The organism is Sphingobacterium psychroaquaticum, from assembly GCF_004421025.1.
GTDB classification, from domain to species: domain Bacteria; phylum Bacteroidota; class Bacteroidia; order Sphingobacteriales; family Sphingobacteriaceae; genus Sphingobacterium; species Sphingobacterium psychroaquaticum.
On sequence record NZ_CP038029.1, the window covers coordinates 2,798,936 to 2,813,974 of the forward strand.

Genomic DNA, 15,039 nt, shown 5'->3' on the forward strand with positions numbered 1-15,039 from the left:
AGCTTCCAACCCTCCTTAACAGCAGAATGTCGCCTGAGGAATATTTGCATCTGTAGAAATTTGCCCATGCACTATCTCACCCTGCAAAAATTCCTAGCGACGAGGTTTGGTTACTTTTTCGGCAAAAAGTAACATGCCCCTCCGGCATAGAGGAGAACGTTTTGACAGCACTTCGACAGGTCCAGAGTGACATCGCTTATCGGTCTGACATTGTCTGCCTGCGGTAGGCAGGCTCATTTGATAACTACGGTATAGCTTCTAACCCTCCTTAACAGCAGAATGTCGCCTGAGGAATATTTGCATCTGTAGAAATTTGCCCATGTACTATCCCACCCTGCAAAAATTCCTAGCGACGAGGTTTGGTTACTTTTTCGGCAAAAAGTAACATGCCTCTCCGGCATAGAGGAGAACCGAGAGTAAGAGCGTTAAGAAGGTAGAAAGTTAAAGCGTTAGAGGAGAACTGAGAATTAGATAAAGGTTAAAAAAGCAAACAATTTCAATATTTTTTCACTTCTTATCATAGGTCAATGCTTATGTTTCCTGGAATGGAGAGCTTTGTCTTCAGAAAATAAAAACAAAAAGAATATGAAGAATCTATTGAAACTCGTTGCGGCTGTTGCCGTGTTATTGAACGTCTCTTTTGCGCAGGTGAAATGGTCTGTAGACCCTGCTCACACCAATACTAGATTTGAGGTAAAACACCTTGGTATTGCTCTTATTGACGGTCAGTTCAAAAAATTAGAAGGAAATGTTGAAACAAAGACTGGCGACAGCTTTGATGGTGCAACCATCAATTTCACTATCGATGTAAGCAGCATTGACACTCGTATTGAAGCGCGTGACAACCACTTAAAAAGTGATGATTTTTTTAATGCTGAAAAATTCCCTACAATAACCTTGAAAAATGGTATCCTGAAAAAAGGTAAAAAAGGAGAATATACCTTGACAGGAGATTTAACCATACGTGACGTAACGAAAAAAGTTGTTTTCGACGTGGTGCAAAACAATGGTATCATTACCGATCCTTGGGGAATGACACGTGCTGGCTTTACAGCGAAGACAAAAATCAATCGCTTAGAGTACAACGTTAAGTACAATGATCTTTTGCCAACAGGCGTACCGGCTGTTGCTTCCGATGTAAGCATTGTTGTAAATGCTGAAATCGTTAAACAGAAATAACAAAAAATCCCGCCAAATAGGCGGGATTTTTTATACATGATCTATTCGGATAGACTGCATCCCCGCAGCTGTCGCTGATGCCACACCGGGCGCCCCATCTTCAAAGACTAAGCACTTCTCCGGTAACACACCAAGCTGTTCCGCTGCCGCTAAAAAAGGATCCGGATACGGTTTGCCCCGCAAGGTATCCCCGGCACACACCGTTACTTCTACCAGCCTATCGATTCCCAAGACCTTTAACGTCTTCTCTACCGATTCTCGGGCGCCGCCAGAAACAACAGCAATTCGCACTTTACCCACATGCTGCTCCAAGTGTGCGACCACAAATGGAATAGCCACAACGCGATCCAAATAGTGATCGACATACAGACGATGTCTTCTTTCTGCAAAAACAACCGGATCCATCGCCACGTTATACCGTTTATTTATTTCGCGTACCACATCCACCACTGGCCAACCCGCCAATTCATCAATGATCTGTCCATCAATCTGCACCCCCATCTCTGCTGCCAAATCAACATAGGTCTCCGTATGTAATGGCATATTATCCGCTAACGTACCGTCACAGTCATACAAAAAGGCCTGATAGTCGCCCGCTGAAAGCGCTGTAAGCTTACTTAGTTTATGTAGATTTACCTCGTCCATCTATTTAACCAGTAGCTTGTCAAACATCAAAACTAACTCCGCAATGTCATATATCACATAATCCGCCTCTATTGGCCCTGTTCCACCCTCTTCGTCGCCAGTCCAAGCTGCTCCCTTAAACCAAACGGTTTGGCAACCACAAGCTTTAGCAGGAACAATATCCTTCGCAAAAGAGTCACCAATTACTAAACAGCGCTCTGGAGATAACCCCAACGCAGCAACGCCTAAATTATAGATTGCAGGATCGGGCTTCCGTACACCAACCACGGCTGATTCTATTACCGCATCAAAATAATCCAGAAGACCAAAATCTTCCAAAACAGCATGTAAGTTCCCATAAAAATTAGAAACCATAACCATCGGAATTTGCCCACGCAACATATCCAAAACTTCCTTCGCCTTTTTCACATGCTCACTCGCCAGGAAATAACCATCCCAGGCAATAGCTGTGATAAGCTCCCTACTGAGGGAAATTCCCTGCTGTTGCAAATACTCAAATTGCGCCTCCACCTTTGTTTGTAAAACCTCCTGAAAGTTAAAGGTTGGCAAAATCAATCGCGAAGTTGCCATCTTTCGCTCCGCATACACGTAGGCGGCATTAAAAGCTTCTCTTTCAATCTTTAAACCTGCCTTTTGATAAAGCTGCCAGATTACCTCACCCCAGTGCTGCCCATTGGAATCTAGTGTTCCACCATAATCAAACAATACGCCTTCAATATCTTCTATCTGCATAATTATATTTCGTCAATACTCATCTTTTCTTCCATTTGCGGCACACGCTTTCGCTTTGTCCATGTCATCATAAATAACCCTATAGCGATCCAAACACATTCTCGAATACGGGTAGCAATTCCTATAAAAACACCGATATCAGCAGCATAGCCAATACTGGCCATCGCCATGGCCATACCTCCTTCTCGTGTCCCCAGCTGCATAGGCAGAAAAAATATAAGATTCGCAAAAAAGGAAGAGCCAGAGCTCACCAACAACGATTCCATATAAGTCATCTCCACCCCGACAGCATGCGCAATAAAATAGATTTCAGCACACCCCACCACGCGGGCAAAAAACTCCCATGCCAATGCCGAATAAAACTTACTGCGTCGTCCAGAGTACAAATTACTGACCTGTCGATCTATATCCTCCAGTAAGTCATGCTTTTCCTCACCCAGCTTTTTCATCTTAGCACCAATCAGTGGAAATCTGGACAAAACCGATACCGAACTTACAGCAATACCATGCTGATATACCTTAGCAAACCACCCTCCAAGAAGAATAGCCATCAGTAAAATAAGCACACAAGCTATTAACACCGTTGTATTTATCGGAACAAACCAAATAATAAGTCCTACCGACAACACCCAAAACACCAAATGCGATAAGATATGCATCATGGTATATAACAAAACTGAGGATCCAGCCTTTGCACCACCTACATAACGCTTTAATTCCATGATTCGGTATGGCTCTCCACCTAAAGCAACAAAGGGCGTGATATAATTTATAGAAAAGCCACTGACAATCAGCTGAAAAATTTTCCCAAACGGCACAAAAGTTTTCGGATTATTTTTTTCGACCACGATATCCCGCAAGGCCATTGCATTCATCAGGTAGATGACCAACCAACTTAATAATACAGGAATAAACCACCACCCTGTCGCTAAAAGGCTAGACCAAATCTCTTCTACGCCTAGTTTATAAATCATATACCCGAGGGTTACGATCCCCAGCACAAAGAAAAAAACTTTGTAAATATTATTGCGCATATTTATTTTCTGTAGCTATCTTCTTGACAAAAAAGGAACTGACCTGCTCTTGACGCCAAACCATGTAGATTAAAATTGGGGTTAGTACCAAAATATCAAAAACGAAATATAACCAAACCTGATCGATAAACAACCATAGAAACAAGAAAATAACACGGGTATTGAACTGGACGATATTGGTGTACTTCATTAACGGTTTATTCATAGACCGAAAATCAGTAACCAGCTGCATAGGTAACTGTCCCCTAAAATTAGTTTTGACAAGCGATAACAGCTTTTGTAAGTTCGGCGACAGGTTTTCTTGCATTCGGGTATAATTTGTATAACCATTCAAGACAAATTTCGAAAAGAAATTCTTCGTCCAACTCAGTTTATCCAAATCAGCCTGTAAGCTTTTTGTATTGTCAAGTTCACTCCCTGACTCTCCCTTAATAAAAAAGAGATGAACATTACGATAATAATCTGCCATGGCCGACTGAAAAACATGTGCAACTCCGGCCAATACACCCGGGACCCAAATCCAGGCAGACCAACCGTCATTCATCAACCGTAAACATAAAGCTATATGGATGGATGCAAACCAAAAATCTCCTGCAAAACCGTCTAAGATACGTCCGAAACGACTCTTATTGTCCGTCATCCGTGCCAGCTGCCCATCTGCAGAATCTAAAGAATTTGCAAATATCAGCAGCAACATCCCTATGATATTCGTCCCTAAATCAGGGTAGTAAAATAAAATGCCTGCCGCAACTCCAAAAAATATACTAATGATCGTTACCGCATTTGGCGTGATGCCCACCTTAGCACAAAACTGTGCAATTCTAAAGCCTATAGGTCTATAAAACCAAATATCGATCCGTTCTTCCGTGTCGTTCGATTTTAGGGATTGTACAAAAGCGCTTTCAGGTAGGTCCATGTTTGAATTTTCTTTATTCTTCATGTAAATAGGTTTCTTCCTTTGCATCGTTAGCAGTAAAATAATCAAATAAAAATTGAGCTATCGCCCGACTGGCTTCATTCCGACATGGCGCAAAACTAGGCCAATCATTAAGGTCTATAATATGAAAAGTTCCATCCGAACCCACGATAGCATCACCGCCATAAATATGAACACCAAGCACCGACGCAGCCTGATCTGCACTTCGTTTCAGGTCTTCTATATTAAACGGATAATGTAACGTTTCCCCATTAATAGACTCATAATTTGTGTACTTATGATGATTATGATCGTACGGATAAAACCAGTGAAAAAAATTTGTCCCTCGCACCGCATAAAACTTAAGGAGGTCCCCAACGAGATGCTCCGAAAGAACGGCCTCTGTTATTCCACGCAGCGCATATTCGTTTAGGATAGACTGTGCCTCTTCCACGGAAGTTGCAAAGGTTACATCTTCCTTGTGGATGGCATGAAAGTCGCCTCGTTTAATCCATACGCCAGGTCCTCCAAATGCGGCTACGATGTCACTAATATCTGTGGTCGTATCAACCACCAAGCTCTTCGGATAGGGAACGCCTTCAGCCAATAACTTCAACGTCATATTTTTGCGAAAGCAATTCTCAATCCCATAACCTGAATTGAGCACGATCTTCCCTTGATCTTCTAGTGACTGTAAACGTTTAACAAGTGATTTAGTACGTCCCATAGTAATAATCAACTCTTGTTCCACCACTTCCCTTGCCATAAAGGCTTCTTCATCACAGACCTCCAAATGTCCGCCTTTTAAAAGCAGTTCTTGACTTACCATATCAAAGATGGCCGCATCATTACCAACATGATTCGGTGAAAAGTAGCCTTTTCTTTTTATTCCTAATACTTTCATCTCAATACTGTATAGGTTTTTCTCCAATTTCAGCTAAAAACACTTCAGCGGCATCCCTATCTTTAAGATGATCCACATCCACGATTTTACCAAAACGATGCGCACGAACCTCCAATTGTTGTTCCAGTAAATAACGTTGATAATTACGCATCCTCGTATTGCCGCTCGCGACACTGTCCGCCACGCAGTCGAGGGCTTTTCGTCGCAGCCCATAAATCCCTCCGGAGACATGCGTCATCTCCCCTGTATTCGAATCCGCAAATATCTCTACTTCCATATATTCATTTACGCCGACATACAACGGACTCTCATCATCAACAAACGAAGTCACCCCCATGTAGGCATCGACCCGTGGATGGTAGGTAAAAGCGTTCAGATAATCGATAAAATCACGTTCACTGAACACCGTATCCGTGGTCGTAACGCAAATGGCATTCCACTGTGGATTAACTTTTACAAGCTCATAAAGGCTATGCAATGAGCTCTCCGTATCCTTTACATAAAGTACTATAGGAACCTTAAAATCATGCTCCTGCAAAAAGTCGATTAACTCCTGCGATTGACTATTGACAATGATATGAATTCGCTTCGCATACTGACTTGCAAAGATTCCGATAAGGCGTTCAATCATCGGAATACCAAACAAAGGCAGTAGCGGCTTTGGCAGTGTGTGTCCCTCTTCTTTTAGGCGCGAGCCCTCGCCCGCAGCAATTATTGCATACTCCATAGGTTAAAAACAGGTTGTTATAAAAAACGTTTCCTAACTACAAAATTCTTTTAAAGAAAGTGCATACCGCTTTCAGGGCATGCATCTCCTTTAAAAAAGTCCTCGCGTGGATCCGTTATTGCATACTCTCCACAAGGTCTTGGTAATAATCCAACCCTAAGTGTGTAATCAGATCCTCTCCCATTATATGGCGAAGCGTGTTCTGCAACTTCATCAGTTGTTTAAAAATATCATGTTCTGCCGGTAATCCTGGAGCCGTTTGTGGGGATTTTAAATAGAATGAAAGCCATTCTTGAATACCGTACATATCTGCACGCTGCGCTAAATCTATGAAAAGGGCTAAATCTAATACGATGGGAGCTGCAAGGATAGAATCCCGACACAAAAAGTTAATCTTGATCTGCATCTTATATCCCATCCATCCAAAAATATCAATGTTATCCCAAGATTCTTTGTTATCACCATGCGGAGGGTAATAATTGATCCGTACCTTGTGATATAGATCACCGTATAATTCTGGGTTTTTATCTGCATCTAAGATTTCTTCCAAGACCGATAATTTAGAAACCTCTTTGGTTTTAAAGTTCTCGGGATCATCAAGCACAAGCCCATCTCTATTTCCCAGAATATTTGTTGAAAACCAACCCTCAACCCCTAATGCTCTAGCTTGTAAGCCGGGGGCAACAATAGTTTTCATTAAGGTTTGTCCTGTTTTAAAGTCTTTCCCGGCAATAGCGACCCGGTTTTGAGTGGCTAGCTCTACAATCGCTGGTACGTCACAGGTTAAATTTGGCGCGCCATTAACATAAGGAACCCCTTCTAACAATGCGGCATAACAGTAGATCATACTTGGCGGGATACGTTGATCATCCTGATCCAAAGCAGCCTCTAGTTTGGCCAATGAAGAAAATAAATCGTCCGATTCAATGTACTTCTCCGTAGAACCACACCAGACAATGACCACCCTGTCTAATCCGTTATCTGCAATAAAGCCGCGAATATCGGCACGAACTGCCTCCACCAACTCCCGACGGCTCAATCCTGTTTTGATATGGTTTCCATCTAGGTTTTTCACAAAATTACGATCGAAAACAGCTTTCATTGGCTGAATAGCTTCCAACGTTTCCCGAACAGCATCTAACTGGTGCTGCTCAATAACTTTTGCTTTCGAAGCTGCTTCATACACGTTATCCGCATAGACGTCCCAACCACCGAACACAATATCCGTTAGTTTCGCTAATGGTACAAAGTCCTTAATCAAAGGGTTCCTATTATCCGTACGTTTTCCCAAACGAATATGCCCAAGCTGAGCAACGGAACCAATAGGTTTAGAGAAACCTTTGTTAATAGCAGCAACCCCTGCAATCAGTGTTGTAGCTACTGCGCCTAGTCCAGGCATCAAAATACCTAATTTACCTTCGGCCTCTTTTACATTTTTCTTCATGATTTCAAATGGCAATGATTAATAAATGAATAAAATTAACACCGTAAATATTGGAGTAATAATTCAATGAATTGTTAAAATAACGTAAATATTTGACCATATTGATTAAATAGTTAAATGTTCAAAAAAAATCAATTGGTTACGGGATGCAATAAAATAAGCACATGTCCCTTATATTGAAATTGCTTACCATCTGCGTCCTCAACTTCCTGCAGATAAAAATACGTCCCTGTATTTAACCCGCTTCCTCGCCATTTGTTTTATTAATAAACATTCAAAACATAATATGGTCATTACATTATATTCTAAAATTAAAAAACACAGAACACAACGTTCTACAACATTCCCGCTCGCAGTGTTTTTGACCGTAGTAGAAGGAAGATAATCTGAGTTTCTGGTCTTTTGGCAAAAAAAACGACTAAACAAATAGATTACTTTTAAATCTTAACTTCTATCTTTGCAACATAGTATAGTTTAGGTTATATTGCTTGCGATAATGATAAGGTTAGAGAACATCCATAAAACTTTCTTAAAAAAACACCATAAGATAGAAGCCCTGCGAGCAATCAATTTGCAGGTAGACAAGGGAGATATCTTTGGTATCATCGGTTACTCTGGCTCTGGTAAGAGTACATTGGTACGTACCATCAATCTGCTAGAACGTCCAGATAAAGGGGCTGTCTATTATAAAGATGTGGAGATTTCTGCCTTTTCTGAAAACCAGTTGATCCCGTACCGTCACAAGATCGGGATGATCTTTCAACAATTTAATTTGTTGGCATCTGCTACAGTTTTCGACAATATTGCACTGCCACTTCGTCTTCAAGGCATCGATTCAGCCGCCATATCGACCAAAGTAAATGAGCTTTTGGTTTTGATCGGTTTGCAGGAAAAGAAAGAGGACTACCCATCTAGTTTATCGGGCGGACAGAAACAGCGTGTAGCCATCGCCCGTGCGATTGCGTCCGATCCGGAGGTGCTCCTCTGCGATGAAGCCACCAGTGCGTTGGATCCGCAGACAACACGAACGATACTCGCCCTCTTGCAGGAGATTAATCAACGTCTGGGCATTACCATTGTTCTGATCACCCACGAAATGGAGGTTGTACGAGCTATCTGCAATAAAGTAGCCGTTATTTCTAACGGCGAGATAGTCGAACAAGATAGTGTCGAGAATGTTTTCGCTCAACCACAGTCCGCTATAACACGCGAATTACTGAATCCAAGTTTAAGTTTACATCAATAAAATAAAGATATATGTCTGAATCTACCTACTGGTTATTAGCAAAAGGTATGGGCGAAACGCTTTACATGACCTTTACGGCCGGTTTTTTCAGCTTCCTCATCGGTTTACCGCTCGGTATTTTTCTATTCCTAACGCGTGAACGTCAACTACTTGAGAGTCCGGGTTGGAACCGCGTTCTCTCTTTTTTCGTCAATATATTCCGGTCCATCCCCTTTATTATTCTTATTGTGTGGATGATTCCCTTTACACGACTTATTGCCGGCACTTCGATTGGAATGAACGCAGCCATTGTACCACTCAGCATTGGCGCCAGTCCTTTTGTTGCCCGTTTAGTGGAAAACAGCTTATTGGAGATTCCTTATGGCGTAATAGAGGCGGCTCGATCGATGGGTGCGACAACATTTCAGATCATCCGTAAAGTCCTTATACCGGAAGCACTGCCTTCCTTAATCAACAATGCCTCATTGACCTTAATCACCTTGGTCGGTTATTCGGCAATGGGTGGTGCTGTAGGTGCTGGCGGCCTTGGCCATATCGGTTACCAATATGGTTATGTCGGTTATGACGCGTTCATCATGAATACCGTACTTATCCTGTTAATCTTAATTGTTTTCCTTATACAATTCACTGGGGATCGTCTTTCCCGCTATGTTGACCACAGAAAATAAAAACAAATGAAGAAGATATTCCTAAAAAAAATTGCTTACGCAGCACTTGCGATTACCTTAGTTTCATGCGGTTCTAGCACAAAAAACACCAATACATTGCGTGTCGGTGTACAGGCTGGCCCCGAGTATAAATTAGCTGAAGCAGCGAAAAAAGAAGCGAAAGAAAAACATAATCTGGATGTAGAGCTTATTTCTTTTACAGACTACATTATGCCCAATGAAGCCCTACAGCAGAAGGATATTGATGTCAACGTTTTTCAAACCGTTCCCTATTTAGAGGAGCAATCGAAAAACAGAGGGTATCAATTCGCTGTGGTCGGTAATACCTTTGTGTATCCAATGGCTGGATATTCTAAAAAAATAAAAAGTATCAGTGAGCTGAAGAAGGATGATACCATTGTGATTCCAAACGACCCTAGCAACTTAGGGCGTGCTTTGTTGCTTTTGCAGCAAGTTGGCCTGATTAAATTAAAGGCTGATGTAGGCCTGTTGCCTACGCAACGTGATATCATCGAGAATAAAATTGGATTTAGCATCCTAGAGCTAGAAGCACCACAATTGCCACGCACCTTGGACGACAATAAAGTTACCGTAGCGATCATCAATAATAATTTTGCGGCCAGCAATAATTTTGTAGCGAAGCGAGATGGAATTTTTATGGAAGATGAGAAATCGCCATACGTTAATATCATTGTGTCACGTAAAGACAATGCGATGGACGAGAAAGTGCACAAGTTCGTAAAAGCATACCAATCGGAAGCTGTAGCGAAAGCGGCGGAGGAAGAATTTAAAGGCGGAGCTGTTCAAGGCTGGTTATCGAAGTAATAAATAGGCTATGAAACCAAAAACTATTATTTCAAGTATTATTCTGGCGCTGCTGATCGTGATTCTTTTTAACAATAAGGAGGAAGCTTCATTTTGGTTGTTTGGCGAAATTCGCACCTCTAAACTCTTTATTATCGGAACATTTTTCCTTATCGGACTTGTTACCGGCGGACTTGTTTTTCGTCGCCGCAGCAAGCACCCGAAAGAGTACAGTGTGAGTAATGGAAATCAGCCTGATACCGATTTTATCGACGATGGGCTAACGGATGAGGATCGTAAATTTTTAGGTAAGGAGTAAACATGAAATTCGGACAAGTAAACAATCCGGAGGCGATTGATTTCACGCTTCCTCCAACAAGCAAAGTAAGTCTCGAAGTGCTCGAGCATTACCAAAGCGATACTCCTTTTGAGGCCTATGTAGGCTGTGCAAAATGGAACAAGACTGACTTAAAAGGATTTTACCCACGCGGCACCAAAGATGAACTGGCATATTACTCGAGGCAGTTTAATGCGATTGAGCTCAACGCTACCTTCTATAACTCGCCTTCCAAAGAACAGGTAGAGACTTGGCGCGATAAAACACCAGATGGATTTAAGTTCTTTCCAAAAATCCCACAATCGGTAAGCCATTATAGCCGCCTACTGAATACCAACGATAAGATTAAAGCGTTTGTCGATTCGACCGCTCTTTTTAAAGAAAAAATGGGAATGGCATTTTTGCAAATGCACGATAATTATAAGCCGAAAGATTTTGATCGACTGGCGCATTTCTTACATGATTTCCCCAAAGATTACCCACTAGCCCTTGAGGTTAGAAATGAAGAATGGTTTAAGGACGAAGTAACCCGCGAAAAGCTCTATAAATTATTAGAGGAAACCGGAACAACGAATGTCCTGGTCGATACGGCCGGACGCAGGGATATGCTACATATGCGCCATACAACCAATAGCGCTTTTGTTCGTTATGTTGGTGCCAATCACCCATCAGATTATGATCGTCTCCTGGATTGGGTTCAGGTGATAAAGGACTGGAAAGCCGCCGGCCTGCAGCGCCTCTATTTCTTTATTCACCAAAACCTCGAAGTGGAATCTCCGCTATTAGCGGCTCATTTTATTACGCATCTTAATAAGGAGATTGGCACAACACTAAACATTCCGAATAAAGGACAACTGGGGCTGTTCTAGTATAACAACACCCCAGATACATTCCAAAAGCTGAAACTAGAGCCTTCTGGTTCCCCTTGTGGAATTTTAACACGAATCGTATGTTTCCCGGCTTTCAAGTCGCCTAAGTTGATATAGTTCGGGTTCGTAATTGTACCCGGACACCAATTGGAGCGGCTGAGGTCGGAAGAGGACAATCCATTTTGGAAATTGCCGGAAACCGGATTGTACAAACGGTATGAACCACAATCTGTACGCCACGGCGTAAAGCTAAATACAACCTTATCGTCTAATAGAATAGTGTTTTCTTTGGGGACAAACTCGTCACCATTGCCCCAACCACCGTGACCGGTTGTGATATAGCGCAGCTGTAAATTCTTGGTATCCTCTGGAAGATCGAACGATACTTCTAATCCTTTTTCCTCACTAAAGAACGTCGCATACGTTTGTCCACCCATCTCCATCACATTGGTGGTATTAAATATGGACATTACTTGGGGAGATGCCATTCTTGAACTACCGGGATGAATGGTAAGTTCCAGGCTGACCCGATGCCCGCCTTTATCATAATTACCAATATAAGTACCGATATACACTTCCTTACCAGACATCACGGATAAAAACTCAGAAACATCTTGCCGATAAATGGACGAATCTTGCCACGTCTTTCCCTTCAACGTTAATCGATCGTTAAAATGAGAAACGCCAAATGGTGTAAAGAAACGCATTAACTCATAGACGGGTGAAAAACCTGCTGTACGCACCATTCCGGGATATTCCTTTCCGTCTCCATTACTATACTTCGGTAATGTCTGCATGCCATTCTTCATCCCATCTAGAAACGAAGTGGCTTGATCTTCAGCAATCATAAACACCGAACCAGTACGATCGTAGGCGTCTCCATTCGATTTCTCGATTAACTGTACAAATGCCTGACTATTTGTATCTAATTTTGGGACTTTTACTTTTTTCAAAATCACCGTACCGCTCGCAAAGCGCAGGATACTATCCTGTTTTGGTTGATCGACAAAGTTGATTTGCTCATCTTGAAAAATCGGGATATGAATGAAGCGACTCTTCCATACGATATCCTGATACGTAGGACCATCTACTACTTCATCAAATTTTGGTAAAGCAACATGGTTAGGGATTCTTTTAATCTTTTCCGCTTTCGTGGCAGTTATCTTTGTATTTCCGTTACGGACATATTCCAAAACAAAGCCCAGCTGTTGCCCTAACTCATTGGGTGCCCCCTGTACACCGAGTTCATCTGTATACCAAAGCTCAATGGTATTAGAATTAACGGAAGTGGTGGCTTTTTTACAGGTATATCCTAAAATAACTTTTGTTTCATTTGTTAAATTATAGGTACTTTTTCCAAGTAGGGCCAGATCCTTTGTGACAAGTTGTTTATCTGCCGAAAAGTTCATCTGCTTAAAGTAGGCCGCGTTATTCCGGTCAATATAATAGGTTTCATAAGGATACTTCGCCTGCGATTGTGTGGCACGATCTGTTGTAATAATGGTTTGATCTTTATCAGCGAACACAAGTAATGGATCTTCTGCACCTTGGACTTTGTCATTGTAACTACGCTGAAAAGTGACCTTCCATCCTTGCGCTCCAGCATGCAATGAAACAAAAAGGCACACGAATGTGACGATATTCTTTATCATAAATAAATGGTTTTAGCAAAGTGCTAAGATAAAGAAACTGTCCAAAAATTAGGCATAGAAAAGATACGTCAAGAAAATTTTACGGTTGACAAATAGTTAGGTCCCCTATCGTTTATCGTCCAAGCAGTCCTAACTCTTCATTGGTATACATCTTGGCGCCCTTCAAGTAATTATAAAGCAGATCTTTTGTGTTTTTATCATTGAGTTTATATAGGTTATCTCGGAGAAATACTTTGTCCTCATCAATATGACCCTTATACCCCAAATATGAAGGAATATAATACTGAATACAAAGGCGGATATAGCGCAGCTCGACATTGGAGGGGTTACTTGCAATCTCCTTTTCGAGCATATTTTTACCATTTTTAAAGTAGCCCATCTTTTTAAAGGGATTTCCACTATGCTTTGCCATAAACATGTGGTAGGCCGCTTCATACCCTCGTTCAACAGGACTATCGGCATACTTTTCTAACGCTTCCAGATGTTTTTTGCACGTTTCTTCATCCTTATGCCCTACTTTAAAATCCTTCCGTATGTCGGCTATCTTTAAACCTTGTCCAAACAATGTTGTTATGCACACTATTTGAAACATGAAAAAGCAAATACATGTCGCTCTCATAATGCTGCCTATTTTTTGGTTATTGATTGATAAGATAGTAAAACAACATCAATTATTCAATTAAGGTTTTATATAAATAATTTATTGTTTTGGCAGAAAGCGCCACAAACCCATTTTCATAGGTAGGCACACAACCATTTGTAACAACCACAAATCCATATTTTTTCGTAGGGTTAAAGAACATCGCACTATATAAGCCGTAAGCAGATCCCGTATGACCGACCAAGTGTATACCTGGGATTAAATTTTCTGTTTCCAAAAGAGCCAAGCCGTAACCTTCTTTTTCCGACAATTTTGTTTGCATTATCTTGGCGCTCTTTTCCTTTATTATACGCCTCTTTCCTACTTTACCATAGTTCATATGCATCCCCATATAAGTAGCCAAATCCTCGGGCGAAATTTTCATACCTCCGGTCGGTGAAAACACAGGTGTTGAATGTCCTACTGTATAATTTACAATCTCTTCAGACCGTGGGTTATATGCCGCTGGTTGTGGAGAGAAGCTGTCGTTTTCCTTGCTGTATTCATAGAGTGTTGCAAATCGCTTTTGATCCAGCGAATCCACACAATAACCTGCACGAAGATGGAGTGGATCTAGAATCACCTTCTTTATATAATTATCGAAACGTTGTCCAGTGGTCAATTCTAAGACAGCACCAACCATATTGAAATTTAAATTACAGTACTCGTATCCTGCTCCTGGCTCATATGTATTGTAAGATTTTGCCCAATTGGGATTTTTAGCCGGGTTGATGACATCTAAATCAAAATAGCCATTTCGATCGTTGATGCTTGAAGTATGGGATAAAACCATGCGCAAAGTAATTACCTTTTCTGGAAAATTGGGGTTACGAACCGGAAAGCCTATCAATGTCCCAAAATCATCATCTAACGAAAGTCTCCCCTGCTCTACCAATTGCATAATCGCTGTAGCAGAAAAAGACTTGGAAATAGAAGCTATCCGAAACAGATCCTGTGTACTTAACGGTTCCTTCTGTTCCAGATTTTTATAACCAATTGCCTCTTTATATATGGGTTTACCATCTTTGATGACAACAACAGCTAAACCAACGGCCTTAAATTCATCAGCAATAGTTTGTAATCCGCTGCGTAGATCGGTTTGTGCTCGTACAGCGCTTGTTATAGTCAACAAAAAGAAAAGGACCCAGGTCTTTGCGTTATGGTTCATAGTTTTATGATTTAACATGCACAAGTTAGCATTAAAAATGGGAGGATACAAAAAAATCCCTCGGCCAAATGACC

16 protein-coding genes are annotated in these 15,039 nt (G+C 41.4%); 6 read left to right on the forward strand and 10 right to left on the reverse strand.

The window, feature by feature from the left end; genetic code table 11:
* Positions 1-585: 585 nt before the first annotated feature.
* A complete protein-coding gene (locus E2P86_RS11905) occupies positions 586-1,179 on the forward strand; it encodes a YceI family protein (protein WP_085471437.1) in 594 nt (197 codons plus the stop codon).
* Between the two features lie 30 nt (positions 1,180-1,209).
* Here E2P86_RS11905 and E2P86_RS11910 read toward each other — a convergent pair whose 3' ends face one another.
* The 7 genes from E2P86_RS11910 to E2P86_RS11940 all read right to left on the reverse strand — a co-directional run bounded on the left by E2P86_RS11910 (position 1,210) and on the right by E2P86_RS11940 (position 7,581).
* Positions 1,210-1,824, reverse strand: coding sequence for an HAD family hydrolase (locus E2P86_RS11910; RefSeq protein ID WP_085471436.1), 615 nt, complete (start codon positions 1,822-1,824; stop codon positions 1,210-1,212).
* Positions 1,825-2,556 (reverse strand): HAD family hydrolase, encoded by a 732-nt coding sequence (locus E2P86_RS11915; protein ID WP_240775501.1) that lies wholly within the window; start codon positions 2,554-2,556, stop codon positions 1,825-1,827. It abuts the gene before it with no gap.
* A 2-nt stretch (positions 2,557-2,558) separates the two neighbouring features.
* Positions 2,559-3,590, reverse strand: a complete 1,032-nt coding sequence (locus E2P86_RS11920) for a lysylphosphatidylglycerol synthase transmembrane domain-containing protein (RefSeq protein ID WP_134433275.1) — start codon at positions 3,588-3,590, stop codon at positions 2,559-2,561.
* The gene (locus E2P86_RS11925) at positions 3,580-4,530 is read right to left on the reverse strand and encodes a CDP-alcohol phosphatidyltransferase family protein (protein WP_240775503.1); all 951 of its coding nucleotides are present in this window, start codon (positions 4,528-4,530) and stop codon (positions 3,580-3,582) included. The genes E2P86_RS11920 and E2P86_RS11925 overlap by 11 nt, the downstream gene beginning before the upstream one ends.
* A complete protein-coding gene (locus tag E2P86_RS11930) occupies positions 4,520-5,410 on the reverse strand; it encodes an ATP-grasp domain-containing protein (protein WP_134433279.1) in 891 nt (296 codons plus the stop codon). The genes E2P86_RS11925 and E2P86_RS11930 overlap by 11 nt, the downstream gene beginning before the upstream one ends.
* Before the next feature lies 1 nt (position 5,411).
* On the reverse strand, positions 5,412-6,137 hold the full coding sequence (locus E2P86_RS11935; RefSeq protein WP_134433281.1) for a nucleotidyltransferase family protein: 726 nt from the start codon (positions 6,135-6,137) through the stop codon (positions 5,412-5,414).
* A 115-nt stretch (positions 6,138-6,252) separates the two neighbouring features.
* Positions 6,253-7,581 (reverse strand): inositol-3-phosphate synthase, encoded by a 1,329-nt coding sequence (locus E2P86_RS11940; protein WP_085471431.1) that lies wholly within the window; start codon positions 7,579-7,581, stop codon positions 6,253-6,255.
* Between the two features lie 496 nt (positions 7,582-8,077).
* Here E2P86_RS11940 and E2P86_RS11945 point away from each other — a divergent pair, with 496 nt between their 5' ends.
* The 5 genes from E2P86_RS11945 to E2P86_RS11965 are packed head-to-tail and all read left to right on the forward strand — an operon-like array spanning position 8,078 to position 11,505.
* Entirely contained in the window at positions 8,078-8,827 is a 750-nt protein-coding gene (locus E2P86_RS11945) for a methionine ABC transporter ATP-binding protein (protein ID WP_134433283.1), read from the forward strand.
* Between the two features lie 11 nt (positions 8,828-8,838).
* Positions 8,839-9,495 (forward strand): methionine ABC transporter permease MetI, encoded by a 657-nt coding sequence (gene metI / locus E2P86_RS11950; protein WP_085471429.1) that lies wholly within the window; start codon positions 8,839-8,841, stop codon positions 9,493-9,495.
* A 6-nt stretch (positions 9,496-9,501) separates the two neighbouring features.
* Positions 9,502-10,320, forward strand: coding sequence for a MetQ/NlpA family lipoprotein (locus tag E2P86_RS11955; RefSeq protein WP_085471428.1), 819 nt, complete (start codon positions 9,502-9,504; stop codon positions 10,318-10,320).
* A 10-nt stretch (positions 10,321-10,330) separates the two neighbouring features.
* Positions 10,331-10,618, forward strand: a complete 288-nt coding sequence (locus E2P86_RS11960) for a hypothetical protein (protein WP_085471427.1) — start codon at positions 10,331-10,333, stop codon at positions 10,616-10,618.
* A 2-nt stretch (positions 10,619-10,620) separates the two neighbouring features.
* Entirely contained in the window at positions 10,621-11,505 is an 885-nt protein-coding gene (locus tag E2P86_RS11965) for a DUF72 domain-containing protein (RefSeq protein ID WP_085471426.1), read from the forward strand.
* On the opposite strand, the gene E2P86_RS11970 is transcribed toward E2P86_RS11965, so the two are convergent.
* From E2P86_RS11970 to E2P86_RS11980, 3 genes are all read right to left on the reverse strand, one after another.
* Positions 11,502-13,157: a GLPGLI family protein gene (locus tag E2P86_RS11970; protein ID WP_134433285.1), complete on the reverse strand. Its 1,656-nt coding sequence runs from the start codon at positions 13,155-13,157 to the stop codon at positions 11,502-11,504. The genes E2P86_RS11965 and E2P86_RS11970 overlap by 4 nt on opposite strands.
* 112 nt (positions 13,158-13,269) lie before the next feature.
* Positions 13,270-13,737 (reverse strand): hypothetical protein, encoded by a 468-nt coding sequence (locus tag E2P86_RS11975; RefSeq protein WP_166785199.1) that lies wholly within the window; start codon positions 13,735-13,737, stop codon positions 13,270-13,272.
* A 91-nt stretch (positions 13,738-13,828) separates the two neighbouring features.
* Positions 13,829-14,965 carry a serine hydrolase domain-containing protein gene (locus E2P86_RS11980; protein ID WP_134433289.1) on the reverse strand — a complete coding sequence of 379 codons (1,137 nt, stop codon included), beginning with the start codon at positions 14,963-14,965 and terminating at the stop codon, positions 13,829-13,831.
* Positions 14,966-15,039 lie beyond the last annotated feature (74 nt).

Excerpts from the sequence above, each read along its gene's own strand:
- E2P86_RS11910 (WP_085471436.1), bottom strand. The coding sequence starts at position 1,824 with ATGGACGAGGTAAATCTACATAAACTAAGTAAGCTTACAGCGCTTTCA.
- metI (WP_085471429.1), top strand. The coding sequence starts at position 8,839 with ATGTCTGAATCTACCTACTGGTTATTAGCAAAAGGTATGGGCGAAACG.
- E2P86_RS11940 (WP_085471431.1), bottom strand. The coding sequence starts at position 7,581 with ATGAAGAAAAATGTAAAAGAGGCCGAAGGTAAATTAGGTATTTTGATG.
- E2P86_RS11965 (WP_085471426.1), top strand. The coding sequence starts at position 10,621 with ATGAAATTCGGACAAGTAAACAATCCGGAGGCGATTGATTTCACGCTT.
- E2P86_RS11905 (WP_085471437.1), top strand. The coding sequence starts at position 586 with ATGAAGAATCTATTGAAACTCGTTGCGGCTGTTGCCGTGTTATTGAAC.
- E2P86_RS11925 (WP_240775503.1), bottom strand. The coding sequence starts at position 4,530 with ATGAAGAATAAAGAAAATTCAAACATGGACCTACCTGAAAGCGCTTTT.
- E2P86_RS11935 (WP_134433281.1), bottom strand. The coding sequence starts at position 6,137 with ATGGAGTATGCAATAATTGCTGCGGGCGAGGGCTCGCGCCTAAAAGAA.
- E2P86_RS11980 (WP_134433289.1), bottom strand. The coding sequence starts at position 14,965 with ATGAACCATAACGCAAAGACCTGGGTCCTTTTCTTTTTGTTGACTATA.
- E2P86_RS11920 (WP_134433275.1), bottom strand. The coding sequence starts at position 3,590 with ATGCGCAATAATATTTACAAAGTTTTTTTCTTTGTGCTGGGGATCGTA.
- E2P86_RS11955 (WP_085471428.1), top strand. The coding sequence starts at position 9,502 with ATGAAGAAGATATTCCTAAAAAAAATTGCTTACGCAGCACTTGCGATT.
- E2P86_RS11945 (WP_134433283.1), top strand. The coding sequence starts at position 8,078 with ATGATAAGGTTAGAGAACATCCATAAAACTTTCTTAAAAAAACACCAT.
- E2P86_RS11970 (WP_134433285.1), bottom strand. The coding sequence starts at position 13,157 with ATGATAAAGAATATCGTCACATTCGTGTGCCTTTTTGTTTCATTGCAT.
- E2P86_RS11915 (WP_240775501.1), bottom strand. The coding sequence starts at position 2,556 with ATGCAGATAGAAGATATTGAAGGCGTATTGTTTGATTATGGTGGAACA.
- E2P86_RS11930 (WP_134433279.1), bottom strand. The coding sequence starts at position 5,410 with ATGAAAGTATTAGGAATAAAAAGAAAAGGCTACTTTTCACCGAATCAT.
- E2P86_RS11960 (WP_085471427.1), top strand. The coding sequence starts at position 10,331 with ATGAAACCAAAAACTATTATTTCAAGTATTATTCTGGCGCTGCTGATC.